25 protein-coding genes and 1 pseudogene are annotated in these 25,537 nt (G+C 70.9%); 10 read left to right on the top strand and 16 right to left on the bottom strand.

The window, feature by feature from the left end:
- Positions 1-28: 28 nt before the first annotated feature.
- The gene (locus OG711_RS09220) at positions 29-1,771 is read left to right on the top strand and encodes a pyruvate dehydrogenase (protein WP_073789791.1); all 1,743 of its coding nucleotides are present in this window, start codon (positions 29-31) and stop codon (positions 1,769-1,771) included.
- A 172-nt stretch (positions 1,772-1,943) separates the two neighbouring features.
- Entirely contained in the window at positions 1,944-2,372 is a 429-nt protein-coding gene (locus OG711_RS09215) for an ATP-binding protein (protein WP_099281006.1), read from the top strand.
- 116 nt (positions 2,373-2,488) lie between these two features.
- Here the strand turns inward: OG711_RS09215 and OG711_RS09210 are convergent, their stop codons facing one another.
- Positions 2,489-3,556 (bottom strand): DUF2637 domain-containing protein, encoded by a 1,068-nt coding sequence (locus OG711_RS09210; RefSeq protein WP_073789793.1) that lies wholly within the window; start codon positions 3,554-3,556, stop codon positions 2,489-2,491.
- A 187-nt stretch (positions 3,557-3,743) separates the two neighbouring features.
- Positions 3,744-4,601 carry a (2Fe-2S)-binding protein gene (locus OG711_RS09205; RefSeq protein ID WP_073789795.1) on the bottom strand — a complete coding sequence of 286 codons (858 nt, stop codon included), beginning with the start codon at positions 4,599-4,601 and terminating at the stop codon, positions 3,744-3,746.
- Positions 4,602-4,746: 145 nt separating this feature from the next.
- Here OG711_RS09205 and OG711_RS09200 point away from each other — a divergent pair, with 145 nt between their 5' ends.
- A complete protein-coding gene (locus OG711_RS09200) occupies positions 4,747-5,700 on the top strand; it encodes a GntR family transcriptional regulator (RefSeq protein ID WP_329559032.1) in 954 nt (317 codons plus the stop codon).
- Between the two features lie 303 nt (positions 5,701-6,003).
- Here OG711_RS09200 and OG711_RS09195 read toward each other — a convergent pair whose 3' ends face one another.
- Together OG711_RS09195 and OG711_RS09190 are read right to left on the bottom strand one after the other, a co-directional pair.
- Complete coding sequence (locus tag OG711_RS09195) at positions 6,004-6,798, bottom strand: hypothetical protein (RefSeq protein ID WP_073789799.1); 795 nt, start codon at positions 6,796-6,798, stop codon at positions 6,004-6,006.
- A gap of 170 nt (positions 6,799-6,968) precedes the next feature.
- Positions 6,969-8,672: a PucR family transcriptional regulator gene (locus OG711_RS09190; RefSeq protein ID WP_073790464.1), complete on the bottom strand. Its 1,704-nt coding sequence runs from the start codon at positions 8,670-8,672 to the stop codon at positions 6,969-6,971.
- A 404-nt stretch (positions 8,673-9,076) separates the two neighbouring features.
- Between OG711_RS09190 and OG711_RS09185 the strand changes: the two genes are divergently transcribed.
- From OG711_RS09185 to OG711_RS09170, 4 genes are read left to right on the top strand one after another with little or no spacing between them, the layout of a single operon-like run.
- Complete coding sequence (locus OG711_RS09185; protein ID WP_073789801.1) at positions 9,077-9,967, top strand: FAD binding domain-containing protein; 891 nt, start codon at positions 9,077-9,079, stop codon at positions 9,965-9,967.
- Complete coding sequence (locus OG711_RS09180; RefSeq protein WP_073789803.1) at positions 9,967-10,533, top strand: (2Fe-2S)-binding protein; 567 nt, start codon at positions 9,967-9,969, stop codon at positions 10,531-10,533. Before OG711_RS09185 ends, OG711_RS09180 begins: the two co-directional genes overlap by 1 nt.
- 1 nt (position 10,534) lies before the next feature.
- Positions 10,535-12,919: a xanthine dehydrogenase subunit D gene (pucD, locus tag OG711_RS09175; protein WP_073789805.1), complete on the top strand. Its 2,385-nt coding sequence runs from the start codon at positions 10,535-10,537 to the stop codon at positions 12,917-12,919.
- Between the two features lie 30 nt (positions 12,920-12,949).
- Positions 12,950-14,122 carry an XdhC family protein gene (locus OG711_RS09170; RefSeq protein WP_329559031.1) on the top strand — a complete coding sequence of 391 codons (1,173 nt, stop codon included), beginning with the start codon at positions 12,950-12,952 and terminating at the stop codon, positions 14,120-14,122.
- Here OG711_RS09170 and OG711_RS09165 read toward each other — a convergent pair.
- From OG711_RS09165 to OG711_RS09155, 3 genes are read right to left on the bottom strand one after another with little or no spacing between them, the layout of a single operon-like run.
- Positions 14,079-14,966 (bottom strand): hypothetical protein, encoded by an 888-nt coding sequence (locus OG711_RS09165; RefSeq protein WP_329559030.1) that lies wholly within the window; start codon positions 14,964-14,966, stop codon positions 14,079-14,081. The two genes, OG711_RS09170 and OG711_RS09165, sit on opposite strands and share 44 nt — an antisense overlap.
- 50 nt (positions 14,967-15,016) lie before the next feature.
- The gene (locus OG711_RS09160) at positions 15,017-15,451 is read right to left on the bottom strand and encodes an SRPBCC family protein (protein WP_329559029.1); all 435 of its coding nucleotides are present in this window, start codon (positions 15,449-15,451) and stop codon (positions 15,017-15,019) included.
- 29 nt (positions 15,452-15,480) lie between these two features.
- Positions 15,481-16,275, bottom strand: coding sequence for a polysaccharide deacetylase family protein (locus OG711_RS09155; RefSeq protein WP_399505061.1), 795 nt, complete (start codon positions 16,273-16,275; stop codon positions 15,481-15,483).
- A gap of 629 nt (positions 16,276-16,904) precedes the next feature.
- Between OG711_RS09155 and OG711_RS09150 the strand changes: the two genes are divergently transcribed.
- Positions 16,905-17,762 (top strand): hypothetical protein, encoded by an 858-nt coding sequence (locus OG711_RS09150; RefSeq protein ID WP_329559028.1) that lies wholly within the window; start codon positions 16,905-16,907, stop codon positions 17,760-17,762.
- Here OG711_RS09150 and OG711_RS09145 read toward each other — a convergent pair.
- The 8 genes and pseudogenes from OG711_RS09145 to OG711_RS09110 form a co-directional block, all read right to left on the bottom strand.
- Entirely contained in the window at positions 17,750-18,610 is an 861-nt protein-coding gene (locus tag OG711_RS09145) for an aldo/keto reductase (RefSeq protein ID WP_329559027.1), read from the bottom strand. The two genes, OG711_RS09150 and OG711_RS09145, sit on opposite strands and share 13 nt — an antisense overlap.
- Positions 18,544-19,755, bottom strand: a complete 1,212-nt coding sequence (locus tag OG711_RS09140; protein ID WP_329559026.1) for a JmjC domain-containing protein — start codon at positions 19,753-19,755, stop codon at positions 18,544-18,546. Before OG711_RS09140 ends, OG711_RS09145 begins: the two co-directional genes overlap by 67 nt.
- Before the next feature lie 81 nt (positions 19,756-19,836).
- On the bottom strand, positions 19,837-19,998 hold the full coding sequence (locus OG711_RS09135; protein ID WP_266510570.1) for a hypothetical protein: 162 nt from the start codon (positions 19,996-19,998) through the stop codon (positions 19,837-19,839).
- Between the two features lie 811 nt (positions 19,999-20,809).
- Positions 20,810-20,971: pseudogene (locus OG711_RS39090) on the bottom strand (adenylyl cyclase); the annotation flags it as partial.
- Positions 20,968-21,276 carry a hypothetical protein gene (locus OG711_RS09125; protein ID WP_266507220.1) on the bottom strand — a complete coding sequence of 103 codons (309 nt, stop codon included), beginning with the start codon at positions 21,274-21,276 and terminating at the stop codon, positions 20,968-20,970. The gene OG711_RS09125 and the pseudogene OG711_RS39090, both read right to left, overlap by 4 nt.
- The gene (locus OG711_RS09120; RefSeq protein WP_329559025.1) at positions 21,269-21,766 is read right to left on the bottom strand and encodes a hypothetical protein; all 498 of its coding nucleotides are present in this window, start codon (positions 21,764-21,766) and stop codon (positions 21,269-21,271) included. Before OG711_RS09120 ends, OG711_RS09125 begins: the two co-directional genes overlap by 8 nt.
- A gap of 65 nt (positions 21,767-21,831) precedes the next feature.
- A complete protein-coding gene (locus tag OG711_RS09115; protein ID WP_266507216.1) occupies positions 21,832-22,170 on the bottom strand; it encodes a radical SAM protein in 339 nt (112 codons plus the stop codon).
- 106 nt (positions 22,171-22,276) lie between these two features.
- Entirely contained in the window at positions 22,277-22,969 is a 693-nt protein-coding gene (locus OG711_RS09110; RefSeq protein WP_266507214.1) for an HAD family hydrolase, read from the bottom strand.
- 94 nt (positions 22,970-23,063) lie between these two features.
- Between OG711_RS09110 and OG711_RS09105 the strand changes: the two genes are divergently transcribed.
- Both OG711_RS09105 and OG711_RS09100 read left to right on the top strand, forming a co-directional pair.
- The gene (locus OG711_RS09105; RefSeq protein WP_329559024.1) at positions 23,064-23,837 is read left to right on the top strand and encodes an XRE family transcriptional regulator; all 774 of its coding nucleotides are present in this window, start codon (positions 23,064-23,066) and stop codon (positions 23,835-23,837) included.
- Complete coding sequence (locus tag OG711_RS09100) at positions 23,824-24,291, top strand: NUDIX hydrolase (RefSeq protein ID WP_329559023.1); 468 nt, start codon at positions 23,824-23,826, stop codon at positions 24,289-24,291. Before OG711_RS09105 ends, OG711_RS09100 begins: the two co-directional genes overlap by 14 nt.
- On the opposite strand, the gene OG711_RS09095 is transcribed toward OG711_RS09100, so the two are convergent.
- Positions 24,279-24,842 (bottom strand): HD domain-containing protein, encoded by a 564-nt coding sequence (locus tag OG711_RS09095; protein ID WP_266507208.1) that lies wholly within the window; start codon positions 24,840-24,842, stop codon positions 24,279-24,281. The two genes, OG711_RS09100 and OG711_RS09095, sit on opposite strands and share 13 nt — an antisense overlap.
- Positions 24,843-25,537 lie beyond the last annotated feature (695 nt).

Genomic DNA, 25,537 nt, shown 5'->3' with positions numbered 1-25,537 from the left:
CCGCGACACGGACGGGATACGTGAGCTCATGGCCAAGCAGAACGTCGCCGAACAGTTCGTCGACATCCTTTCCCGCGCGGGGGTCAAACGGCTCTACGGGGTCGTCGGCGACAGCCTCAACCCGGTCGTCGACGCGATCCGCCGCAGCCCGGACATGGACTGGATCCATGTCCGGCACGAGGAGACCGCCGCCTTCGCGGCGGGCGCCGAGGCCCAGATCACGGGGCAGCTCGCCGCGTGCGCCGGGTCCTGCGGGCCCGGCAATCTGCATCTCATCAACGGTCTGTACGACGCGCACCGCTCGATGGCCCCGGTCCTCGCGCTCGCCTCGCACATCCCGTCCAGCGAGATCGGTCTCGGCTACTTCCAGGAGACCCATCCGGACCAGCTGTTCCGCGAGTGCAGCCACTACAGCGAGCTGATCTCCAACCCCAAGCAGATGCCCCGGCTGCTCCAGACGGCGATCCAGCACGCCGTCGGACAGGGCGGGGTCAGTGTCGTCTCGCTGCCCGGGGACATCGCCGACCAGCCCGCCCCCGACAAGGCCGCCGAGAGCGCGCTGGTCACCTCACGGCCGACCGTGCGGCCCGGCGACGAGGAGATCGACAAGCTGGTCCGGATGATCGACGCCGCCGACAAGGTCACGCTCTTCTGCGGCAGCGGTACGGCCGGGGCGCACTCCGAGGTCATGGAGTTCGCCGGGAAGGTGAAGTCCCCGGTCGGGCACGCGCTGCGCGGCAAGGAGTGGATCCAGTACGACAATCCGTACGACGTGGGGATGAGTGGGCTGCTGGGTTACGGCGCGGCCTATGAGGCGACCAACGAGTGCGATCTGCTGATCCTGCTGGGCACCGACTTCCCGTACAACGCGTTCCTGCCCGATGACGCGCTGATCGCGCAGGTCGATGTCCGGCCCGAACGGCTCGGGCGGCGGTCCAAGCTGGACCTCGCGGTGTGGGGCGATGTCCGGGAGACCCTGCGGTGTCTGATCCCGCGGGTGAAGGAGAAGAGCAACCGGCGCTTCCTGGACAAGATGCTGAAGAAGCACGCCGACGCGCTCGAAGGGGTCATCAAGGCGTACACCCGCAAGGTCGACAAGCACATCCCCATCCACCCCGAGTACGTCGCCTCGGTCCTCGACGATCTCGCGGCCGAGGACGCCGTGTTCACCGTCGACACCGGGATGTGCAACGTGTGGGCGGCCCGCTATCTCTCGCCGAACGGCCGCCGCCGCATCATCGGCTCGTTCTCCCACGGCTCCATGGCCAACGCCCTGCCGCAGGCCATCGGCGCCCAGTTCGTGGACCGGCGACGCCAGGTCGTCTCGATGTCCGGGGACGGCGGCTTCACCATGCTGATGGGTGACTTCCTCACCCTCGTCCAGTACGACCTGCCGGTGAAGGTGGTCCTGTTCAACAACTCGTCGCTCGGCATGGTCGAACTGGAGATGCTGGTCGCGGGGCTGCCCTCGTACGGCACCACCAATCTCAATCCGGACTTCGCCGCGGTGGCGCGGGCGTGCGGTGCCTTCGGGGTCCGGGTCGAGAAGCCCAAGGATCTGACGGGGGCGCTGAAGGCGGCGTTCCGGCACAAGGGACCGGCCCTGGTCGATGTGGTCACCGACCCCAACGCGCTGTCCATCCCGCCGAAGATCAGCGCCGAGATGGTCACGGGCTTCGCCCTGTCGGCGTCGAAGATGGTTCTCGACGGAGGTGTGGGGCGGATGGTGCAGATGGCCCGTTCCAACCTCCGCAACGTGCCCCGGCCTTGACGTCCGGCCGGTCCGCAGGGTGTGCGCGGGGCCCGCGCCCACCCCCGCGCCGCGCACCGGCGCACGCCACACCCGTCACAGCCGAGGCGATCGGGAGGCGTGCCCGCGACCGTCGCGGGCATGCATTCCGGTGTACGTGTTCGACCGACGTTCGGAAGAGGTGGACGGCATCATGCGGGCGGGGGCCATGACGGGGCAGGCAAGGGTGCGACGGCTGAGGAGAAGACTCGCGCGGGCGGATCTGCGGGCGGTGCCCGAGTCCCGCCGCGCGGTGCGCGAACTTCTCGGGCACTGGGGCGAGCCGGGACAGGCGGAGACCGCCGAACTGCTCACCAGTGAACTCGTCACCAACGCACTCGTCCATACGGAACGTCCGGCGGTCCTCACGGTCGCGGCGGGACCGCGGCGACTGCGGGTGGAGGTGCGGGACTTCGTCCGCCGGCGCCCGAGGAGCCGGGTCCCGGTTCCCGACGAGGGGACGGGCGGCCGGGGGCTGATGCTGGTGGAGTCGCTGGCGGACGCGTGGGGGGTGAAGGGCCTCGGCTTCGGCAAGGCGGTGTGGTTCGAACTGGACAGCGGACTCGACAGCGGACGCTCGTGAGCGCTCCGCCGGCGCCGTGCACCGCCCTGGAACGGGGCCGGGGCGGCGGCACGGCTCACGCCGTGCACCGCCGCCCCGAAAGCGCCGTTCAACCGGTCGGCGTGGCCGACCGGGACTCAGCCGAACTGCTGCTCAAGGTCCTTGAGCTTGCGCTCCAGGGAATCGAGCCTCGGCAGGGCCTGGGTGTCGTCCTCGGCCGTCAGGTCGACGGTGATCGGTTCACTTTTGCGCCGGACGGGCGTGAGGGAGGGACGGGAAGCGACGGGGGGCAGTGGCTCGGGGTCCGATATAGCGGGGTCCGAGCCGCCACCGCCACCACCGCCGCTCATCGCGGGCTGCATGTCGACCTGCCGGCCACCACCGCCGCCACCGCCACCGCGCGGGAGGATGCCGCGGGGCTGGCTCCGGCTTATGGCCTTCAGCTGAGCACGCTTCAGCTTGTCCTGCTCACGCCTGATCTGACGGTTGTGCAGCTTCTGACGGCGGTCCTCACGGACCTCGTCGACCGCCTCGTCCAGGGTGCGCACGTTCTCCAGCAGCATCAGCGACCAGGCGGCGAAGGTCTCGCGGGGCGCGCGCAGCCAGCGGACCACCCGGATCTGCGGCAGCGGACGGGGCACCAGGCCCTGCTCGCGGAGCGCGGCCCGACGGGTCTGCTTCAGCGCGCGGTCGAAGAGCACGGCCGCCGACAGGGACATACCGGCGAAGAAGTGCGGGGCGCCCGCGTGGTCGAGGCCACGGGGGGCGTGCACCCAGTTGAACCAGGCGGCGGCACCGGCGAACGTCCACACCAGCAGTCGCGAACCGAGGGCCGCGTCACCGTGGCTGGCCTCGCGCACCGCGAGGACGGAGCAGAACATCGCCGCGCCGTCGAGACCGAACGGGACCAGGTACTCCCAGCCGCCGGACAGGTTCAGGTTCTGCCGGCCGAAGCCGACCAGGCCGTGGAAGGACAGTGCCGCGGCGACCGCCGCACAGCAGAACAGCAGCAGATAGGAGGCGGTGCCGTACATCGCTTCCTTGCGCCTGCGGCGTTCCTCGGTGCGCTCCCAGCTGTCGTCCGCGGGCTTGGTCGAGTCCTTGGCCCGCTTGGACCGCGCCAGCACCGCAACCGCCGCCAGTATGCCCAGGAGCAGTACGGCGCCCGGAAGCAACCAGTCAAGCGATATGTCGGTCAATCTCATCACGCGTCCCTTGCATCGCAGTAGGGCTTTTCGGGCGTCATCGTTCCTCAAACCCGGAGCCGCTCAGGGGGTTTCGGTGCAAGAGAACGCCAAGGGGGTGTGGGGAGCCGCCAAGTGCCGCCGTCCGCTCGAACTCCCACGCGATTCGTGCGAGTTGAGTTCGAGAAACACTACCGGTACGGGTGGTTCAGGAGGAAGCTGCTTCGCCCAACCTGGCTACCCTATCCGCATCGCACGTGCGAGGGCACGTCACACAGGTGTCCTCGGGCCGCAGCGTGTAGAACATGCAGCAGCTCGCGCGGTCCCGGGTGGCCAGGGATTCACCGGCCGGACCGGTCAGCGAACGGAATCCGGCCGCGCCCACGTAGGGCTGGGTGGCCCCGGGCAGCAGCTGTTCCAGCTCGCTCATCCCGCGCCCCTCCTCGCCGAGGAGATGCGCGATGTACCAGAGGCCCTCGACGATCTCGTCGGTCGCCATGCCCCACAGCGCCCGGCCGCGGCGCCGCATCCGCGGCCCGAACGCGCCGAGCAGCGGCTCCAGATGCTCCGCGACCGCGGCCCGGACCTCCTCGCGCAGGGCGTGTTCGTCCGCCACGACCCGGGCGTCGGGGTGATCCGCGAGCGGGTCGTCGGCCAGACACGCGAACTCGCCCGTCCGTACGGCCATCCGGCCGAGCGCGCGCTGGAACGCGACGCGTTCGGCGGGGAAGCGGGGGACCCTGCGGTGCAGGAACCAGGGCATGGTGACGAGCAGACAGGCGGGCCAGGCGTAGCGGTGCAGCCCGAAACTGGCGACGACATCGGGACGGGCCCGGGTGCCGTAGTCCTTGAGCACCTGCGCGTCGTCCCAGTCGAGGAAGGAGTCCAGCTCCGCGCCGCCCCGCGCGAGCTCCGCCGCGGTCACCCAGCCGCTGCCTCCGGGCAGCGGGTCACCCGGACCCAGCTCCTCGATCCGCACACCCGGGAACACCTCGGTGAGCCGGGCATACGCCGCGGCCACGGGGGAGGACGCCTCCGGCGCCGCGGCCAGGGTGGGAGCGCTCATACGGGACCACCGAATCACGATCGTCTACAGGTAAGGCTAACCTTACAAGATGTGATCGAGGTTTGAACTGAGGGCCCGTCCCCCTATCGTTCTCCGGGTGCGGCCGACCGGCCGCCGCAGCGCACGAGCGCCGGAGGAGGACCCGATGACCCGTCCCGGACCGCTCCCCGCCCCGGGCTCGACGGGCCCCGCACCCGGCGGCGGTGACCGTGCCTGCCCACCGCCCGGCCGCGCTCCCCGGCCCTTAGGGCCCCCGGAGGCCCCCTGGTGCCCGGTCGGCGGCGACACCCGTGTCCCCCCGCAGCCCCGGTCCCGTCCGGCCCCCCAGCCCGACCCGCAGGCCGCGGACACCCCCCGCCCCGCCCCCGTACCGCCGCCCACCCCCGCACCGCCGCCCGCCCGGGAACCCGCGACGGGCACGGTGCCCGCCCGGGGCGAGCACACCCACGGAGAACCCCCGCTGCCCCGCCGCCCCCGGCCGGTGGTCCGCGCGAGCGTACGGGGACAGGTCCTCGCCGCGCTGCGCGTCGCCCTCGTCGAAGGGGAACTCGCGCCCGGCGCGGTCTACTCGGCGCCCGTGCTGGGCGAACGGCTCGGCGTCTCCGCGACCCCCGTACGGGAGGCCATGCAGCAGCTCGCCGCGGAGGGGGCCGTCGAGGTCGTGCCCAACCGCGGCTTCCGGGTCGTGGAGCGTAGTGAGCGCCAGCTCGCCGAGCTGGCGGAGGTCCGGGCGCTGATCGAGGTGCCGGTGATGCTCCGGCTGACCCAGTCGGTGTCCGCCGCCCGCTGGGCGGAGCTGCGTCCGCTGGCCGAGGCCACCGCCGTCGCGGCGGCGTGCGGGGACCGGGCGGCCTACGCCGAGTCCGACCGCGCGTTCCACCGGGCGCTGCTGGGCCTGTCGGGCAACCAGCAGCTCGTCCAGGTCGCCGACGACCTCCACCGCCGCGCCCAGTGGCCCCTGATCAGCGGCCCCCTCCCGATGCGCCGCGCCGACCTCGTCTCCGACGCGGCCGAGCACAGCGCCCTCCTCGACGCCCTCACGGCCCGCGACGCCACCAAGGTCCAGTCCCTGGTCCGAAACCACTTCGCAGGCACCTGACCCAACCAACGCCCGACACCCCCCGAGCCCCAAAGGGCCGCGAGGAACTGCGCGTACCCCAACCTCGTAATCCGGCGAGGCAACGGACAAGCCCCCGGCCGACCCCGGACACCGGTGAGCCAACGTCCGACACCCGGACGCATTACCCAGGGGCGCGAGGAACTGCGCGTACCCCAGCCCGTATGCCGGTGAAGCATCGGACAAGCCCCCCGCCGACCCCGGACACCGGTGAAGCATCGGACAGGCCCCGGGGACCGGCGGCGCGCCCCGGGGAACCGGCGGGCAACGGGAGGCGGCGCCCCGTCACACCGCCTGAACCCCCCGAGCCTGCGCAGCGACAAGCTGCGGACCCAACCACGTGGGGACGCCCCCCAACAACCGCAGCAACCGCGCGGCCTCCTGCCGCAGCCTCGTCGCCTCCGGCTCCGTCTCGGCCTGCGCGAGCGACGCCAACGCGGGCGCCGTACCGACGAGATACCCCAGCTCCTCCCGGATGCGCAGCGACTCCGCGAACCCGTGCCGCGCCTCCGCCAGCTCCCCGTCCGCGAGCGCGAGCCCCGCCAGCTGCCGCCAGGTGAAGGACAGCAGCAGCGCGTCCCCGGAGGCGGTGGCCCCCGCGTGGGCCCGCCGGTACGCCGCGCGAGCGGACTGCGGCGAGTCCGACAGGTTCTCGGCGATCAGTCCGCGCCGGAAGTCGAGCAGGGCCCGCGCCTGCGCCCCGGGCGCGATGAGCGCGGCGGCCCGCCCCAGCGCGGACCGCGCCTCGTCGGCCCGGTCCCGTACCCCGAGCAGTGTCGAGGCATAGGCCAGGTGCCCCCGCTCGCACGCGGCGGCCCCGCGTTCGTCGTCACCCTGGGCCAGCGCCTCGGCGGTCCGCAGCGCGTCCTCCGCCTCCGCCCAGCCCTGCGCCGTGTAGAGGCAGCGTTCCCCCAGCAGGGCCACCCGCTGGAGCGCGGCCCCCGCGTCCGTGGCGGCGCGCCGCTCCAGCAAGGCTGCCGCGTCGGTCCAGCAGGCGCGCGAACGCAACCGCCATACCGCGGTCTGGAGTGGATCGTCACCTTTGGTCGTTCCTGTACCAGACCTGGCGGTATACGCCACATTGCCCTCCCGGAGCACACCCGTGCGTCTTGAGCCGATGCGGAATCTCAGCATGGATCGGCACACCCGGCCAAGGGGGTAGGTGAAGGATTTCACAAAGTCCTGGGGTGCGAAACCTGTTCGACCGGGGTAGAAGCGACGACCCGGAACCCGCGCGGCCCCTTGGGACGTCAGCTCATCCGCAGCGCGAGGAAGAAATCGAGCTTGTCCTCAAGGCGCGACAGATCCCGTCCCGTCAACTGCTCGATACGCCCGACGCGGTAGCGCAGCGTGTTGACGTGGAGGTGCAGCCGCGCCGCGCAACGGGTCCATGAGCCGTCGGAGTCCAGGAACGCCTCCAGCGTCGCGATCAGCTCCGCCCGGTGCCGCTGGTCGTACTCCCGCAGCGGGTCGAGCAGTCGCGCGGTGAACGCGCGCCGCACGTCGTCCGGCACGAACGGCAGCAGCAGTACGTGCGACGCCAGCTCCTGGTGGCCCGCCGCGCTGACCCGCCCCGGGCGGGCCGCGGCGACCCGGCGGGCGTGCCGGGCCTCCTCCAGCGCCCCGCGCAGCCCCTCCGCCGAGTGGACCGTGGCGCTCACCCCGAGGGTGAGCCGCCCCTCGTCGCCCAGCCCCGCCGACAGCGGTTCCCGCACCGTCCGCAGCAGGATGTCGGCGGCCAGCTCGCAACCGGTCGTGCCGTCCACGGGAGCCCCGTCGGCGGCCACCGCGGGCAGCGGTACCAGCGCGACGGCCTCGTCCCCCGCGTGGGTGACGGCGATCCGGTCCGACGGCTCGGTCCCGGCCGTCCGGGGGTCGACCAGGATCTCCTCCAGCAGCGCTTGGACGGCCGCCCCGCCGTCACCCGTGTCCGGGGTCCGCTCGGCGCCGTCCGGCTCGCCGCGCCAGTCGACCTTGGCCACGACCACCTGCCAGTGCGGCGCCGCCGTGAGGCCCGGCAGCAGCACCGGGGCCGCGACCCGCAGCCGGGCCGCGATCTCGGTGGGCGCGGCGCCCGACCGCACCAGCTCCAGCACCTCGTGCGCGAGCCGCCGCCGGACCGTGCGGGCCGAGTCCCGGCGGTCCCGTTCCACCGCGATCAGCTGGGTCACCCCGCGCAGCAGGTCCAGACGCTCCTCGGGCCACTCCCCGGCGTCCGCCGCCACCGCGAGCACCCACTGGGCGAGGGCGCCCTCCCTGCCGCCGCCCCCGGCGCCCCGCGTCCCGCGCACCGGGAACAGCGAGTACGTGGTCCCGCCGACGGCCGTCCGGTGCGGCCCGCGCCGCCCGCCCCGCACCGCCGCCAGATGGGCCGCGGCGAGCTCCGTACGCGTCTCGGCCGGCAGGTCCCGGCCGGGGCCGTGCGGCCCGGCGATCCGGCGTCCGGTCGGGGACAGCACCCAGGCCCGCAGATCCAGGTCCGAGCCGAGCAGGTCCAGTACGGCGTCGGGGCCGCCGCCCGCGGGCCCGGAGGTCATCAGCCTGCGGTGCCGGTCCACGACCGCCGCGAGGTCACCGGCCCGCTCGCCCGACACCTGGCGCACCACGTGCTCGGTGATCGTCGCGAACGCCACCCGCTCGTTCACCGCGAAGAGCGGCAGCCGGTGCTTGGCGCAGGCCCGCACCATGTCCTCGGGGACATCCCCCAGCTCCGCCTCCCCGGCCGCCAGCGCCACGACCCCGGCGCCCGCCAGGATGCGTACGAACGGCTCGGAGTCCGCCGGTCCGCGCCGCCACGCCAGCCCCGTCAGGACCAGCTCGCCCCCCGACAGATAGCGGCTGGGGTCCCGCAGATCGGTGGTCATCACCCCGCGCACCGTCCGGTCCAGCTCGTCCTCGCCGCCGAGCAGCCGCAGCCCCAGCGCGTCCGTGTCCAGCAGTGCGCGCAGCCGCATGGTGTCGTCGCCGCCGTTCTGTTCCGTCGTGATCCGGTCATGGCACGGGCCGATGGGTGACGGCCCGTACCGGGCACCGCTGGACACGGGGAGCAGGGGAACAGCGCCCACCCGCTCCCCGCCCGCGGCCTTCGCGAGCGGTGGTTTTCCGTACGAAGTCCCCGGGATGTCCGGGTCCCGTTGTTCATACGAATCTACAAGACTCGCGGAAGGGCGGAACGACCTCTTCATGGGTTCGTTGACTGACGCGGGGCCCCCACGAGCGGTGTACTGGAGGTACCGCGCGCTCAGCGCGGGCAACGGGCCCTCCGGCCGGCCCGCCCTCCCCGGGGCCACCGGACCGCCCACCGGACCGGGCCCGTGCGGCCCGGCACCCCGCCGACGCCCGACCCGAAGAGGGCCCGATGGACTTCCTCCGCCCCGCGACCTGGCAGGAGGCGCTGGCCGCGAAGGCCGCGCACCCCGCCGCCGTACCGATCGCAGGCGGCACCGATGTGATGGTCGGCATCAACTTCGACCATCTGCGTCCGGACCACCTGCTCGATCTGACCCGGATCGATGAGCTGTACGAGTGGGAGCGCGGCGAGCGGACCGTCCGGCTCGGCGCCTCCGTCCCCTACACCCGCGTCATGACCGAGCTGCGCGCCGAACTGCCCGGCCTCGCGCTCGCCGCGCACACCGTCGCCTCCCCGCAGATCCGCAACCGCGGCGGGGTCGGCGGCAACCTCGGCACCGCCTCGCCCGCCGGGGACGCCCACCCCGCGCTGCTCGCCGCCGGCGCCGAGATCGAGGCCGAGTCGGTGCGCGGCGTCCGGCGCATCCCCGTGGACGCCTTCTACACCGGGGTCAAGCGCAATGCCCTGGCCCCCGACGAGCTGATCCGCGCCGTCCATGTCGACACGGCCGACGGACCCCAGCAGTTCTCGAAGGTCGGCACCCGCAACGCGATGGTCATCGCCGTGTGCGCGTTCGCGTTCGCCCTGCACCCCCGGACCCGGACCGTCCGCACCGGCGTCGGCTCCGCCGCCCCCACCCCGATCCGGGCGGGCACCGCCGAGGAGTTCCTGACCGCCGCCCTCGACGAGGACGGCCTGTGGGACAGCGGACGGCCCGTCCCGCCCTCCGTCGCCAAGGAGTTCGCGGGGCTCTGCGCCGCCGCCTGCGCCCCGATCGACGATGTCCGCGGCACCGCCGCGTACCGCCGCCACGCGGTCGCCGTACTGGCCCGCCGCACCCTCACCTGGGCCTGGGAGTCGTACCGCCGCCCCGGCCCCGCGAGCGGAGGAGCCCTCTGATGCGTGTCACCTTCACCGTCAACGGCCGCACCCGGACCGCCGACGACGTCTGGGAGGGCGAGAGCCTGCTTCACGTCCTGCGCGAACGGCTCGGGCTGCCCGGCTCCAAGAACGCCTGCGAACAGGGCGAGTGCGGCTCCTGCACGGTCCGCCTCGACGATGTCCCCGTGTGCTCCTGCCTGGTCGCCGCCGGACAGGCCGAGGGCCGGGACGTGGTCACCGTCGAGGGCCTCGCCGAGCACGCCCGCCACCGCGCCGCCGAACGCGGACGCGAGCGGGACGTACCGGACACCGACCGTCCGGAACCGGCCACCGGCGGCCCGCGCACCGCCGGGGCCGACACCCTCGCCCCCGTCCAGCGGGCGTTCGTCGACGCGGGCGCCGTCCAGTGCGGCTTCTGCACCCCCGGACTCCTCGTCGCCGCCGACGACCTGCTGGCCCGCTGCCCCGACCCGTCCGACGCGGACATCCGCGAGGCGCTGTCCGGCAATCTGTGCCGCTGCACCGGCTACGAGAAGATCATGGACGCGGTACGGCTCGCCGCCGCCCGGCAGGAAGGCTCCTGACATGGGCACCGACCCGACCCCCACCGGCCTCACCCGCCCCACCCGCGCCCCCGGCGGCATCGGCGTCTCCACCCTCCGCCCCGACGGCACCCTCAAGGTCACCGGCGAGTTCGCGTACTCCTCCGACATGTGGCACGAGGACATGCTGTGGGGCCAGATCCTGCGCTCACCCGTCGCCCACGCCGAGATCGTCTCCCTCGACGTCTCCGAGGCCCTCGCCCTGCCCGGCGTCCACGCCGTCCTCACCTACGACGACCTGCCCACCGCCGTACGCCACTACGGGCTGGAGATCCAGGACACCCCCGTCCTCGCGCACGGCCGGGTCCGCCACCACGGCGAACCCGTCGCCGCCGTCGCCGCCGACCACCCCGAGACCGCCCGCCGCGCCGCCGCCAAGATCAAGGTCGAGTACCGGGAACTCCCCGTCGTCACCGACGAGGACTCCGCCACCGCGCCCGGCGCGCCCGTCCTGCACCCCGACCGCGCCGACCACCACTCCCACCGGGTCCCGCACCCCAACATCGTCCACCGCCAGCCCATCGTCCGCGGCGACGCCGACGCCGCCGCCCGCCGCGCCGACGCCGTGGTGCGCGGCGAATACGTCTTCGGGATGCAGGACCAGGCCTTCCTCGGCCCCGAATCGGGGCTCGCCGTCCCCGCCGAGGACGGCGGGGTCGACCTCTACATCGCCACCCAGTGGCTGCACAACGACCGCGCCCAGATCGCGCCCGTCCTCGGACTGCCCGAGGACAAGGTACGGATGACGCTCGCCGGGGTCGGCGGCGCGTTCGGCGGCCGTGAGGACCTGTCGATGCAGATCCACGCCTGCCTGCTCGCCCTGCGCACCGGCAGGCCCGTGAAGATCGTCTACAACCGGTTCGAGTCGTTCTTCGGCCATGTCCACCGCCACCCCGCGAAACTCCACTACGAACATGGCGCCACCCGCGACGGCAAACTCACCCACGTCCGCTGCCGGATCGTCCTCGACGGCGGCGCCTACGCCTCCTCGTCCCCGGCCGTCGTCGGCAACGCCTCCTCCCTGTCCGTCGGCCCCTACGTGGTCGACCACGTCGACATCGAGGCCCTCGCCCTCTACACCAACAACCCGCCCTGCGGAGCGATGCGCGGCTTCGGCGCGGTGCAGGCCTGCTTCGCCTACGAGGCGCAGATGGACAAACTCGCCGCCGAACTCGGCCTGGACCCCGTCGAGTTCCGGCGGCTCAACGCCATGGAACAGGGCAGCCGGCTGCCCACCGGACAGATCGTGGACGCCCCCGCCCCGGTCGCCGAACTGCTGCGCCGGGTCAAGGCGAGGCCGATGCCCCCCGAACGCCAGTGGGAGACCACCGAGGGCGCCGACATCCGCCAGCTCCCCGGCGGACTGTCCAACACCACCCACGGCGAGGACGTCGTCCGGGGCGTCGGATACGCCGTCGGCATCAAGAACGTCGGCTTCTCCGAGGGCTTCGACGACTACTCCACCGCCAAGGTCCGGCTGGAGAGCGCGGGCGGGGAGGCCGTCGCCGTCGTGCACACCGCGATGGCGGAGGTCGGCCAGGGCGGTGTCACCGTCCACGCGCAGATCGCCCGGACCGAACTCGGCGTCGACCAGGTGACCATCCACCCCGCCGACACCCAGGTCGGCAGCGCGGGCTCCACCTCCGCCTCCCGGCAGACGTACATGACCGGCGGTGCCGTCCGCAACGCCTGCGCACTCGTCCGCGAACGCGCCCTGGAGCTGGGCCGCCGCAGATTCGGCAGCCACCACCCGGCCTGGGCCACCGCCGAGCTCCGGCTGGAGGACGGGCACGTGGTCACCGAGGCGGGGGAGGTCCTCGCCTCCCTCGCGGACGTCCTCGACGACGAGGTGATCGAGGAGGAACGCGAGTGGCGCCACCGCCCCACCAGGTCCCTCGACCCGCGCACCGGCCAGGGCGACGGCCACCTCCAGTACTCCTTCGCCGCACACCGCGCGGTGGTCGAGGTCGACACCGGACTCGGACTGGTCAAGGTCGTCGAACTCGCCTGCGCGCAGGACGTGGGCAAGGCCCTCAACCCGCTGTCCGTCATCGGCCAGATCCAGGGCGGCACCGTCCAGGGCCTCGGGATCGCGGTGATGGAGGAGATCGTGGTCGACCCGGTGACCGCGAAGGTGCGCAACCCGTCCTTCACCGACTATCTGATCCCCACGATCCTCGACACCCCCTCGCTCCCCGTCGACATGCTCGAACTCCCCGACGCGAACGCCCCCTACGGACTGCGCGGGGTGGGGGAGGCGCCCACCCTGTCCGCCACCCCGGCGGTCCTCGCCGCGATCCGCGCCGCGACGGGCCTGGAGCTGAACCGGACCCCCGTGCGCCCCGAACATCTGACGGGCACCGGGTAGGGACCGCACGACGAGGGCGAGGAGCGAGAGATGCTGGACATCGCCGCGGAACTCCACGAATGGGTCCGCCAGGGCCGCGACTTCGCGGTGGCCACCGTCGTCGCCGTGGACGGCAGCGCCCCCCGGGGCCCCGGCGCGACGCTCGCCGTCGACACCGGCGGCGAAGCGGTCGGCTCCGTCTCCGGCGGCTGTGTCGAAGCCGCCGTGTACGAGCTGTGCCGACAGGCCCTGCGGGACGGCCGGACCGTCCTGGCACCCTTCGGCCCCACCGCCGACGACCCCTTCGCCACCGGCCTGACCTGCGGCGGCAGCATCGACGTCCTGGTCACCCCCGTCCCCCGGACCAGCCCCGCCCGTTCCCTGACCGCCCGCGCCCTGGCCGCCGCCGCGAACGGCCGGCCCACCGCCCTGGCCCGCCCACTGCCCCCCGCCGACACCCCGGAGGACCCCAGCCCCCTGCTGGTCCACCCGGACAGCACCCACGAAGGGACCCTCGGCGGCCCCCCGGAGCTGGACCGGTGGGCGGCCCATGATGCGGCGGCGCTGCTCGCGGCGGGCCGCACCGGAACCGTTCCCGGCTGCGCCTCGACCGGACGGCCCGCCCTCTTCGTGGAGTCGTCCGCCGCCCCGCCCCGGCTGATCGTCTTCGGCGCGGTCGACGTCGCCTCCGCCCTCGTCGGCCTCGGCGCGTTCCTCGGCTACCGCGTCACCGTCTGCGACGCCCGCCCCGTCTTCGCGACCCCCGCCCGCTTCCCGGCGGCCCACGAGGTCGTCGTCGACTGGCCGCACCGCTATCTGGAGCGCACCGAGGTGGACGCCCGTACGGTGCTCTGCGTCCTCACCCATGACCCGAAGTTCGACGTACCGCTGCTGCGGCTCGCCCTGCGGCTGCCCGTCGCGTACATCGGCGCGATGGGCTCACGCACCACCCACGAGGACCGGATACGGCGGCTGCGCGAGACCGGTGTGACGGAACACCAGCTGAAGCGGCTGCGTTCCCCGATCGGACTGGACCTCGGCGCCCGCACCCCGCAGGAGACGGCCCTGTCGATCGCCGCGGAGATCGTCGCCGTACTGCGCGGCGGCGCCGGACCGCCCCTGACCGGCGGTCGCACCCCGATCCACCACGACGCGCCCGGCCGCGTCCGCCGCCCGGAGCTCAGACCTCCAGGAACAGCGCGAACGTCACCACGTAACCGCTGAACAGCGCCACACCCGGCGCGGCCAGGATCAGGGTCCGCAAGCTGAACCCGGCCGTGAGCGGACGGCTCGCGCGCTCCGGGTTCTCGGGGTCGTAGCTGAGCTCGACCCGGCCGCGCGACGCGTCGGAGAAGGACCAGACGGTCACGACCGAGGGAACGCCCTTCATCCGCCGCCCGTCGACCGTGACGAAGTCCATCCGCGAGAACTCCCACCAGTGCCCGCCCTTGGACCAGATCCGGACATGGCCGACCGCCTCGCCGACCACCCCGATCCCGCGCCGTCGCAGCAGCCACAGCGACCTGAACCGCCGACCGACCCGCCACAGGACGAGCCCGCCCGCGAGCCCGAGCGTCCCCGTCGTGACCACGGTGAACAGGACCAGCCAGGGGTAACCCACGGCGATCACACCGAACACGAAGAGCGCCGTGTGATGCAGCAGGATCAGCCCCGCGACCCTGAGCCCCTTGCGCAAGCCGGGACTCAGCGGGGCGCGGCCGGCCGCCCGGACGTGTTGGCGGACCAGCGCATGACCGTCGGCCGCCGACGGGGTCCGGTCCACGGCGGAGCTCAGCTGCCCGAAGAACGCCTCGACCGCCGACCGGTTGGGGCCCCGCAGATCGACCACGGCTCCCAGACCGTGATCCGCCGAGTCGGCGGAACCGGCGATCAGCGCGCGTATCGCACCGTCGTCCGTCAGCTCGACGTACTCCAGCGCCCGCACCGGCACGGTCCAGGTCGACCGGCCCCGTACGACGATCAGCCGGACGCCGTCGAAGCGTGCCGTGGTCCCGCCCCGGGTCAGTACGGTCACCGGGGTCACGGGCAGGGCTCTGTCTGAGGACATGATCAGATGATAGGTACACACGCCACGGCCACCAAGGCTTCCCCGGGGGCTCAACTCCCGGTGCGCAGCAACCCGTCCACGGTGCGCCCGAACATCCGGCGGCCTGCCGCCGCCAGGACGGGATCGCAGAACTGGGGAAGACCGCGGACCCGGATCTCCTCGCGCCACCGGACCCGGCTGCCCGGTCCGTCGGGACGGACCTCGATCTCGGCCCGGCCGAGCACCAGCCGTCCGCGTTTCTCCAGCCCGCACAGGCCCGGCCGGCCCTCCTCGGGCGGGCGCCAGACGGTGATCTCCATCGGATCGTCGAAGCCGACGGGTCCGAGCGCGGTCCGCGCGAGCACCGTCGATCCCTCGCCCACCGGGGTGTCCACCCCGACACGGGTGAACGGGACGAAAGCGCCGTGCCGGGGCCAGTCCGTGAGCCGCCGCCATGCCTCGTCCGCGTCGAGTGCGCAGTGCCGTTCCAGGTCGATGAGAGCCACCCCCCGACCCTAGATCCCCCGGCCCCGGGTCAGCGGTAGACCTTGCCCGGCTCCGGGACCCCCGGCGCGAACAGCTGCGGCACGGTGACGAACGTGTAGCCCTTGGACTTCAGCTCCTCGATGATCCCCGGCACCGCGGGCACCGTGCCGTCGTAGATGTCGTGGAGCAGGATGATCCCGTCGCGCCCGGACTGTTCCAGCACCCGGCGCTTGATCAGCGCGGAGTCGGTCGTCTTGTAGTCCTTCGCCGTGACGGTCCACAGGATCTCGGAGAGCCCGAGGCTCTTGGATATCTTGTTGACCTCCTCGTCGGTGCGGCCCTGCGGCGGCCTCATCAGCGTGGGGGCGCGTCCCGTCAGCTTCTTGAGCTCCTTGTTCGTGCGCTCCAGCTCCCACCGCACCTCGTCGGCGTCGAGCTCGGTGAGCCTGCGGTGCGTCCAGGTGTGGCTGGCTATCTCATGCCCCTCGGCGTCGATCCGCCGCACCAGCTCGGGGTGGGTGTCGATGTGCTTCTTGCCCAGCAGGAAGAACGTCGCCGGGACCTTCTCCTTCTTGAGGATGTCCAGCAGCCGGGGTGTGTGCTTGCCGTGCGGCCCCGCGTCGAAGGTCAGGGCTATGCACTTGTCCTCGCGGCAGTCGACGGACCCGAACTTCCCCTTCCCGTCGTCACCCGCGTCGGAGCGGACCTTGCTGGGCGCCTCGGTGTCGGTGCCGCACCCGGTCAGCGCGGTGGTGAGTCCGAGGGTGACGAGGGTGATCACGGCCACACCCGCGCGCGAACGCAACCCGCGCGGTCGGTTCCCCGTCTTGTGTGGCGTGGACATCTTGTTGCGCGCGGCCGTCGCGCCGCGCTGGTCGTGGATTGGCATGGCCGCCACTATACGCACGGTGTATACGCGCAGCGCATAGTGGGGTAACCGCTGGTCCGCCCCCTAAGGGTCGCCTTCGCTCGCGCTTCTGAGGTCCGTCCGGCTGGACGCACTTGTATGCGCAGGTCGTCGGTTCGAATCCGAGAGGGGGCTCCAGCGGAAGGCCAGGTCACATAGCCCGTGACCTGGCTTTCTCTCGTTCCCGGGGCGGGGCGCGGCACGCGGTGGGGACGCCGCGAGTCGGCTTGCGTGAACGATTCGTGAGCGGACCGCCTGCCGGTCCAGCGGTCGCGCTTCTTCCGCTTGTCCTTCTTCTTGCCTTTGCGCCTGGCCTTGCCGGCCGCCGAGCAGAAGCCGCCCGCCGACGCACCACCTTGCCCCACGGTCCCATCCATCAGCCCTGGGATTCGCACCCCGCAATTACTTCCCTATGGGCACTGGCCAGCCCCAGCGTCACCGCTGATGAACGTGTCCGGCAGACCGAGGCGCCTCTGACGTGCCCCGGCACTGCCTTTCCCACTGATGTCACCAGGAACCGAGTGAGCCGCTTCTTGCTAACGTCGGCCAGTCGCCAAGGAGGTTCAGTGCCGTCTTCTTTCCCCGCTACTGCCGTCGTTGACCTGCGTGTTGAGCCAGTGGATACCGTGCTCGACGAGGTCGAGCGCTCCCTCCGAACATGGGTCGACCGCCACACACTGGTGCGCAAGCGACGCTCGATCGGTGCCCGTACGGACCGGGATACGTGGGTACGGATCGAGCGGCGTCCCTTCGGCAGGATCGGAGGCCAGGGTTGGAACGGGACGGAATGCGCGGCCCTGCTGGAGGGCATCGCGAAGCCCGGATGGTACCGGGCCATCGCGTGGAGCAGGCCGGATGAGGCCGCGATGTGGCGTGCGGATGAGACGGACCTCCTGCCCGGGGCGCCGGTCGGTGGCAGCGTCCTGCTCGCGGATCCCGAGCTGCCGAACGGTTGGTGGCGGGAGTTCAATGCGTCGCTGGATGCGCTGTCGGCCCAGCACACGAGCCGGGTTGCCACCCCGGACACCGTCACCATCACGCAGCACGACGTGACAGGCGCGATCAAGCGATTCCTCCCCGGCGGCGTCGACCCAACCGTCCAGCAGTGGCAGTCGGCGCATGCCGACCTCAACTGGGCGAACATGACCGGTCCGCAGTTCTGTCTCTTCGACTGGGAGGACTGGGGCTTGGCCCCGCGCGGGCTGGATGCCGCGTCTTTGTGGGGTAACTCCCTCGCCGTCCCGGCCTTGGCCGAGCGGGTCCGCCGGGAGCGGGGACACGACCTGGAGAGCCGGGACGGCCGGCTGATGACCCTGTTCGTCTGCGCGAAGATCCTGGCTCCGGACGCCCACCCCGAGGACCCGCGCCTCGATCCGGCGCGTCACATGGCGGCCCGGGTAGCGGACGAGCTTCAGCGAGGCTGACGATCCGCCCGCTCGCGGAGGAACCTGCGGTACGCGCGAACGCTTGTGCCGTCAGCGTCGTACCGCAGTGTGGCGATCAGTTCCCGCAGGTGGGAGGGGGCATCCGTACCGACGGCGACCGCTCCCACCCGAGGCAGCCAGTACGCGGTGCGGAAGGCGGCCTGGAGGCCGGAGAGCTCAGCGCCGGCAGCCTGGATGAACAACCGGGCGTCGAGCCTGCTCCACAGCGGGTCCCCGGCCCTGCCGCCGAACGGGCTCATGCCCCACAGTCGGTCAGTACCGAGATCCCAGTGGGCCGCCAGCGCTTCCGCGGCATCCAGGACGGCCGTTCCGGTAAGAAGCCCCGCGCGGACCATGAGCACGTCGGGTTTCGGCGTCGAGTCATCCACTAGATCGGGCAGCGGACGCGGGTCCCAGGAGGCGATGCCCCAGGCCCCGCACAGGCCCTCTGCCACAGCCTTCTCCAGTGCCGCACACGCCGTGCCCAGCGCATCCCGCGCTCTGGCCGAGACATCGCGCAGGGAACGTTCCGGATTATGCAGGAACACCAGGTCGGGAGCGCGGCCGAGATCCCGGATGGTCTGCTCCATGGCCCTCCGGAGCCGACCGGGGTCGAGAGAGTGCTCGGCTTGGTCGACCACCTGGAAAAAGCCGACTTTGGTGGACACCTTGAAGTGGGGAAGGAGATCTCGTCCGGCCTCCGCCAGGGCAGCATGGGCTGAGAAGCCGTGATAGTTGAAGCTGGTGTCGATCGCGTCGATACCGAGGTCCAGTGCGCTTGTCAGGATCCGGCGCTCGTAACGAGACCGGTGTAGCCCGAGGACAATTCGGGGGTCAGACTCGCGCACAGTTCCTCCTTCACCAGGATCTTTGCCAGGGCCTCTATCTCCGTGCCCACCAGGCGGGCAGCCTCGTCCAGCTGTACGGGGTGGCCGCTGAGGAGCACACGGAGCCCTGGCAGGGCCTTGGACGCGAAGGTGAGCTTCTTGCCCGAAGCCCGTACGACGACCGTCTCGTCTTCTTCCTCGACCAGCGGCGGGAACTCGCTGACGCACACCACGCTCTGCAACGGGCCGAAGATGTCCAGAAAGGGGACGTGTCGACCGGGAGGGGCTTCCTGCTCGCGGAGGCGGAGGAATTCCTCCGGGGCTCGGGCATCGATGAGGTGCGTGGCTTCGGTGGCCAGCAGCCGCTGCTGGGCTTCCCGCTCCTCCGGCTCGCTCCAGCGGTCGAGGTCATGGCGGAACACCTCCTCCTGGCGGGACCAGTCAGCGAGCCAAGTCAGCCAGCTCACGGCCGTGCGCTTGGCGAACCCGAAGGTCACATGAGTGCTGTGGCCGTCGCCATGGCCCACCCGTGTTGCTGCATGCCAGTAGCCGCGGGGGATGTGCATCACATCGCCGGTCTTCATCGTGCCGGTCCACACGATGTTTTCGCCGGGTGTGTCGTTCCGCTCCGCGTCCCGGAACATGGGCACGGGCCGGGAGGCCGTGCGTACCTCCCATTGCTTCTCGCCGGCCAGTTGAACGATGAGAACGTCGTGGTCGTCCCAGTGCAGGTCGAAACCGGAAGCATCGTTCGTGGTCAGGTACACGTTCGCCTGTACGTGTTCGCGGGACCACCACTGCATCGCCCGGCAGGCCGCTTCCATCGTGGCGTCGAAGACGTTCGACTGATCCAGCACCAGCGTCGCGCCCTCACGCAGCAGGCCGCCCACCCGGCGTATGTCCACCATGGGGATCGCTTGGCCCCGGGGCGTGACCTGCCGGTCGAGATAGGCGTCGGGGTGCAGCTCCGCACCGCCTTTGAAGAACCGGAACTGCGGATTGGCGAGACTGCGGCGCATCACCATATCGAGCAGACGGGGAGGCGTGAGCAGCCTCTCCACGACCTCGGGGTCGCTGATGTTTCCCCGGGCGAACTCCTTGCCGAGCAGACCCGGGCCGCCCCACCCCAGTGCCTCCTCGACTGCTCGGACCAAACGGTGCTCCATGAGCTGTTCCTTTCCCTGTGTCGGACGAGGTGTTGGAGGCGGAGGGGCCGCGCCGCGGCCCCTCCGCCGGAGAGCCGGCGGCTACGCCGCGTGGTTCAGTCCGTCCCCGCCCGGCCAGGGGCCGTCACCGGAGCCGCCCTGTCCCGGGTCGGAGGCGTTGCTGTCGTGCCGGTCGTGGACGCTCGCGAGGACTTCCACGGCGACCAGAAGGCCCTCCTCGACCGAGGGCGTCATGTCTCCCACTTGGTGCTCCTTCCTCTTTACCGATCTCCCGCCGATCCGACGGGACGCTTGTGACGTACGGATGTGCTGAATTCAGGGAGCCTTAGCCGCTGCCGGTCGTGGGGCCTGCGCAAGACGCGGAGTCAGAGCGGGGTATCGCGTGGCGCCCACCTGCGGTGCGAGTTGCCCCGCTGGGCTCGGTGCTTCCCTCTTCGGCGTCCGCCGGACGCCTCGGCCGCGGTGTCGGCATGGGGCGGCGACGCAGGCTCATCGTCGAGGAGGATGGACTGCCGGACCGGTTCCTGAAGCTTCTGGATGCAAGTCCGCAGGCGTACATCGGTGCTCGTACACCGGCCACACTCACCGGTCCGATCCACAGGACGCGGGTCCATCGCCGGCCGCAGTACAGCCAGCAGAAGCCGTCGACCCATCTGTTGCCGTCGTCGGTCATCGCCGGCTCGGGCAGGCCGGCGCGGGCGAACTCGGCGATCCCGGGTATTACATGAGATGGCATGGCCAGTTCCAGCAGCACGGATCAGCCCTCAAGGTCGGTCGCGCTGGGCGATGACCGGTGCCGACCCGCTCTTCTTGGCGTCGGCGAAGAGGAGACTGGGCTCGGTGAGAATGTCGCGCCCTGTTTCGCTCTTGTAGATTTCGTCCACGCTGCCGAACCTGGCCTCGGAGTAGTCCAGTTCGAGAAGAGCGGCGGCCTGGCGGACCGAGGGCTCGTCAGGTCCTTCGATCTCGATGAAAGTGGGCAGGTCCGGCCAGGTGTCGAAGTCGAAGGCGACCTCTCCCAGGCACCACTCCTCGTCGAGCGGGTGCCCTAGTCTCGGAGCCGGATCCAGGCTCCCCTTTCGAGAGAGTCGTTCTCGAAGATCTTGCGGTTGATGAGGGTGCGCGGGAGCTCCTGGACGGCGCTGAGCTCGGCCAGCTTCGTTTGAAGGTCGGTGACATCGACGGACAGGAATTTCGCCTCGTACTCGTGCTTCATGATTCCTTCTTCTCGTAGCTGCGGGCGGCGGACGCACGGGCCGCGAGGAGCAGGCCCATCCGGTGGGTGTGATCCTCAAGTCGACCGATGTGGGACCGCTCGCTGAATTCGTTCGTGCGCAGTGTGAGCAGGACGTCCCAGTCGCCGATGAAGTGACGTCCGAGCCTTTCCGGAGACGTGTAGTGCTCGACCGGATGATGACGTTGATTCACCAGCATCATGAACTCCGCCCCGAACAGTCCGCCCGGCTCCTTGCCGGTACCGCGAATCCCTTCGAGGCTTTCGAACAGCGGCTGGTCAGACACACGCGTACACCACGTCGGGAACCGCGAAGGTGAGTTCGTCGGTGGGGCTGGGCCGGTGGACGATGCGGTCGGTGGGCTTGTCGTACCAGAAGGCGTGCGAGTCCCTGCCGACCGCTTTGCAGGACATGGTGAGCGCGCCGCGCGGGTCGGCCTCGATCCGGTCGATCTCCGACGGGCCAGCTGCGGGGGCGCAGATCTCCGGGGCGACGTACTCGGACAGGTCTTCGTCGGCGATCACTTCGATGGCGAGTTCGGCCGCCTGGAGCCGCTCACGCAGATCGGCGTACGCGGCGGAGTCGGTGATCAGGAGCTCGGGGTGGGAGGCGGAGTTGCCGACCGGCCGCAGACAGTGCAGTTTCAGCTGACGCACCCCGATGTTCCCCAGGATGCCGGCGAGGTGGAGTACCTCGGTGATGTTCCGCGAGGTGACGGTCATGGTCGCGCCGGTGGGGACACCGAGTTCGCGGGCAAGACCGAGGGCGTTCAGCACGCTCTGGTAGCTGCCGGACCTGCGGATGTGATCGTTGGTCGAGCCGACGCCCTCCAGTGAGACCCTCAGCAGATCCAGGTACGGGGCGATCGTGGCGAGCCGGGTTCGATCCGGTACCCGTTGGTGCAGATCTCGACCCGCAGACCCAGCTGCTGTTTGGCGTACCGGACGACCCGAGGCAGGTCCTTGTAGACGAACGGCTCACCGCCGAGGAGGGTGACCGACTCGGTGCCGTACTGGTCGCGCATGAGTGTGAGCAGGTTGATCGCCTCGTCGGTGGTGAAGGCGTCGGCATGCTGGAGACGCTTGCCGTGGAAGCAGTGCAGGCACTCGAAGTTGCAGCGATACAGCAACTGCAGGTACAGCATCCGGATCCTGCGAATTCCGGTGACTTCCCCGCTCACATGAGCCTCCTTGGCCGGTCGCTTGACTGGAGACCTGATGGTGGCCGAGCGGGCGGGGACAGCATCACCGCGTATACGGACGGCGCTGGGACGTCCTGGGACGTTTTCAGCGTGCCGAGAAGGACTCCAGGATCCGGACGAGGCTCGATGTGTCGGAGAGGTCGGCGAGTACGGTGGTCGCCCCAGCGGCAGCAAGTTCTTCGGAGCTGTGGATGCCCGAGGCGACCGCGACGATTCCGGAACCCGTGGCCAGGGCGGCCTCAACGTCGCGCGGGGTGTCCCCGACAAGCACCACGGGCACGTCACCCTTCACACCGCGAAGGCGCTGGGCCCGCTCCCGGGCGACACCCACAAGATCGGGACGCTGTTCGGCGTCGGCGCCGAAGGCGCCAACAGCCAGGTCCAGCAGGGAATCGAGACCGAAGGCGGACAGTTTCACGTCGGCGTTGGCCGTGATGTTCCCCGTCAGGACCGAGGACACCCAGCCATCGCGCGTCGAGGCCGCTTTGAGGGCGTCACGCACTCCGGGCAGGGCGGTACCCCGCTTGCGGAGCTCGGCAAGACGCTCCTCTCCGGCCTGAGCGAGGGCGGCCTCAAGGGCGGGCCAGCTCGGTTCGGGCAAGCTGTGCCGGATGAACATCTCCCGCATGATCAGACGATCCGTACGTCCCTCTGTCCGTGCAGGCCCGGCCGGTACACGCCCCGCCAATGCCGAGAAAGCCGCCGCGTAGATCTCCTTGCTCACCCCGGCGTTGTCGATGAGCGTGTGGTCGATGTCCCACAGAACGATGAGCTGCATGCCGCCAGGGTAGGGATCCGTCTCTGCCTCGGTTCCAAAGAACGTCCCAAAACGTCCTTGTCCGATCTTGGCCGTCTCGCCTTCGATGAGACCCGTGAACGAGCGACTGCACTCCGTACTCGCCCAGCGTGGCGTCTCCCCCGAGTCGCTCGCGGAACTCTGCGAGGTGGATCCCAAGACCGTCGGCCGCTGGCTCGGCGGGCGCCTGCCCCACCCTCGGCACCGATTCAGCGTCGCGCAGCACCTGCGGGTGGAGGAGACCTTCCTCTGGCCCGCCTCTCACCCGCGCGTCAGCCGACCCGGCACCGGACTCGGTCCCGAGCTCGTCGGTACCTATCAGAACCGGGCCAGCGTTCCCCGGGACACCTGGCTCTCGCTGCTCCGGGAGTCCCGGCAGCAGATCGGGGTCCTTGTCTTCTCCGGCACCTTCTTCGCCCAGTCCAACCCACACGTGGCGAAGATGCTCGCCGAGAGGGCGGCCGAAGGGGTCCGGGTACGGCTGTGCTTCGGCGATCCCACCGGCACGGCGGTCGCCATCCGGGGCCGTGAGGAAGGCATCGGCGACACCCTGTCCGCCAAGATCCGCGCCTCCCTTACCTACTACCGCTCTCTGCTCTCCGAGACAGGGTGCGAGGTGCGGCTGCACGACACGACGCTCTACACCTCCATGTTCCGCTATGACGACGACCTGCTGATCAACCCGCACGTCTGGGGCCAGCCGGCGAGCGCCAACCCGCTTCTCCACCTCAGAAGGGCTGACGCCACTGGGTGGTTCGACAACTACGCTCAGAGTTTCGACGCCGTCTGGGCCGCCGCGCGGCCCTGGACACCCGATCAGGAGGGGACCGTCACACATGGGCAGAACTGAGTACTACAACGAACCCACCGCCCCGAAGGCGAACACCCTCATCCCGGCCAGCAACCTCTTGGTCGTCGACGACCAGGGCGCCATCCTGCTCCAGCGCCGCCGCGACACCGGCCAGTGGGCCCTGCCCGGCGGAGCCCAGGACATCGGCGAGACGGCGGCACAGTGCGCGGTACGGGAATGCCTGGAGGAGACCGGCATCGTCGCCGAGGTCACCGGCTTCCTCGGTGTCTACACCAACCCGAACCACATCGTCGCCTACACCGACGGCGAGATCCGCCAGCAGTACGAGAACACCTACATCGGCCGCCAGGTCGGCGGCGAGCCCACGATCAACGACGAGGCCGATGGAGTCCGCTTCATCCAGCCGGACGATCTCGACGCGTACGACATCCACCCGAGCATGCGCCAGCAGCTCGGCGACTACCTGGCCGGCACGTACCCCTATCTCGGCTGACTCGCCAGGGCTGCTTCCACCCGCTCCACGGCAGAGAAGATCTCAGGTGCCGCCCGACGAATGAACCGCACGACGAGACTGTCCGTCCCGTAGCGGCCCAAGATCTCCGCTACCCGCTCCCGGGCGGTGGTCTGTTCCCCGTCGGGTGTGGTCGTCATGTCGCAGTACACCAGCGCATCCACCAGCAGGGGCTCCTCCAGCAAGGGGAACTCCGCCTCCAGTGTCTTCCGCAGTCCGCGTTCTTCGGCCTCCAGCAGCGCGAAGGAGTGGTTCGCCACCAACCGGACCAGCCGCTCGTCAGCACCGTGCTCGTCACGGAGGAACCGGGCGCCGTCGAGCGGGTGGAAGCCGGTCACCGCGAGCCGGGGTGCGTACCCGACGTCATGGAGCACAGCAGCTGCCGCCAACAGATCGGAATCCTTTCCCAAGACTCGCCCGACTCTGCCCGCTCGGCCTGCGACTCCCTGGCTATGCGCCCACCGTCGAGAGAGCACATCACCAAGTTCAGCTTCCGCGATCTGCCTGGCCCAGTCGACCATCGCCTCCTTCATAGCCTTCTACCTGCCCGGAAAGGCTGGTCGCCAGTCGCACTGGGTCAACTTCTCGATGGCTTCCGTCTCCGACGGAGATCCTCCAGCTGTCGGGCGTCTCTGGTCAGGAAGGTCGCGAAACCCTTTCTGGCAGCATCGGGGAGAAATGCGAGATCCTTCTTGCCTGCCCACTTGATCTCACTGACATGCTTGATCTCGATCCGCATCAGGCAGCGCGCGCTCCCGTGCTGTAACTGTCGACGTAGAGGGCGAAGGAAGCCGCGTCGCGTGCGGCGTCCGCGCTGACGCGTCCAGCGTGCGTGAGCCGTGCGTGAGCGGACGGAGGTGCACGGGGTGGACCAGAGGTCACGCTGATCAAGGCCGCAAGCCTCTGATCAGCGGATACGGGATTCGAGAGCACCGCTCGGCACCACCCGGGACGATCTTGCGGGCCCGGGTCGTGCGTGGGGTGCGCAGTTCCCCGCGGGTCGCCTTCGCTTGCGCTTCTGAGGTCCGTCCGGGTGGACGCACTTCGTTCCTGTGCCGTCGCTCGGTGGGTGCGCAGTTCCCCGCGCCCCTGGGGTTCCCCACCTGGACGTACCTGTTCCCGTGCGGGCCGTTCGTGGGTGCGCAGTTCCTCGCGCCCCTGGGTGGTGCCCCCTTGCGGTCGCTCTTCGGGTGCGGGTCCGCCCTCGTCTTCGCGCAGTTCCCCGCGC

The organism is Streptomyces uncialis (genome assembly GCF_036250755.1).
Classification (GTDB): Bacteria; Actinomycetota; Actinomycetes; order Streptomycetales; family Streptomycetaceae; genus Streptomyces; species Streptomyces uncialis.
This window is presented reverse-complemented; position numbering and strand designations above follow the sequence as displayed.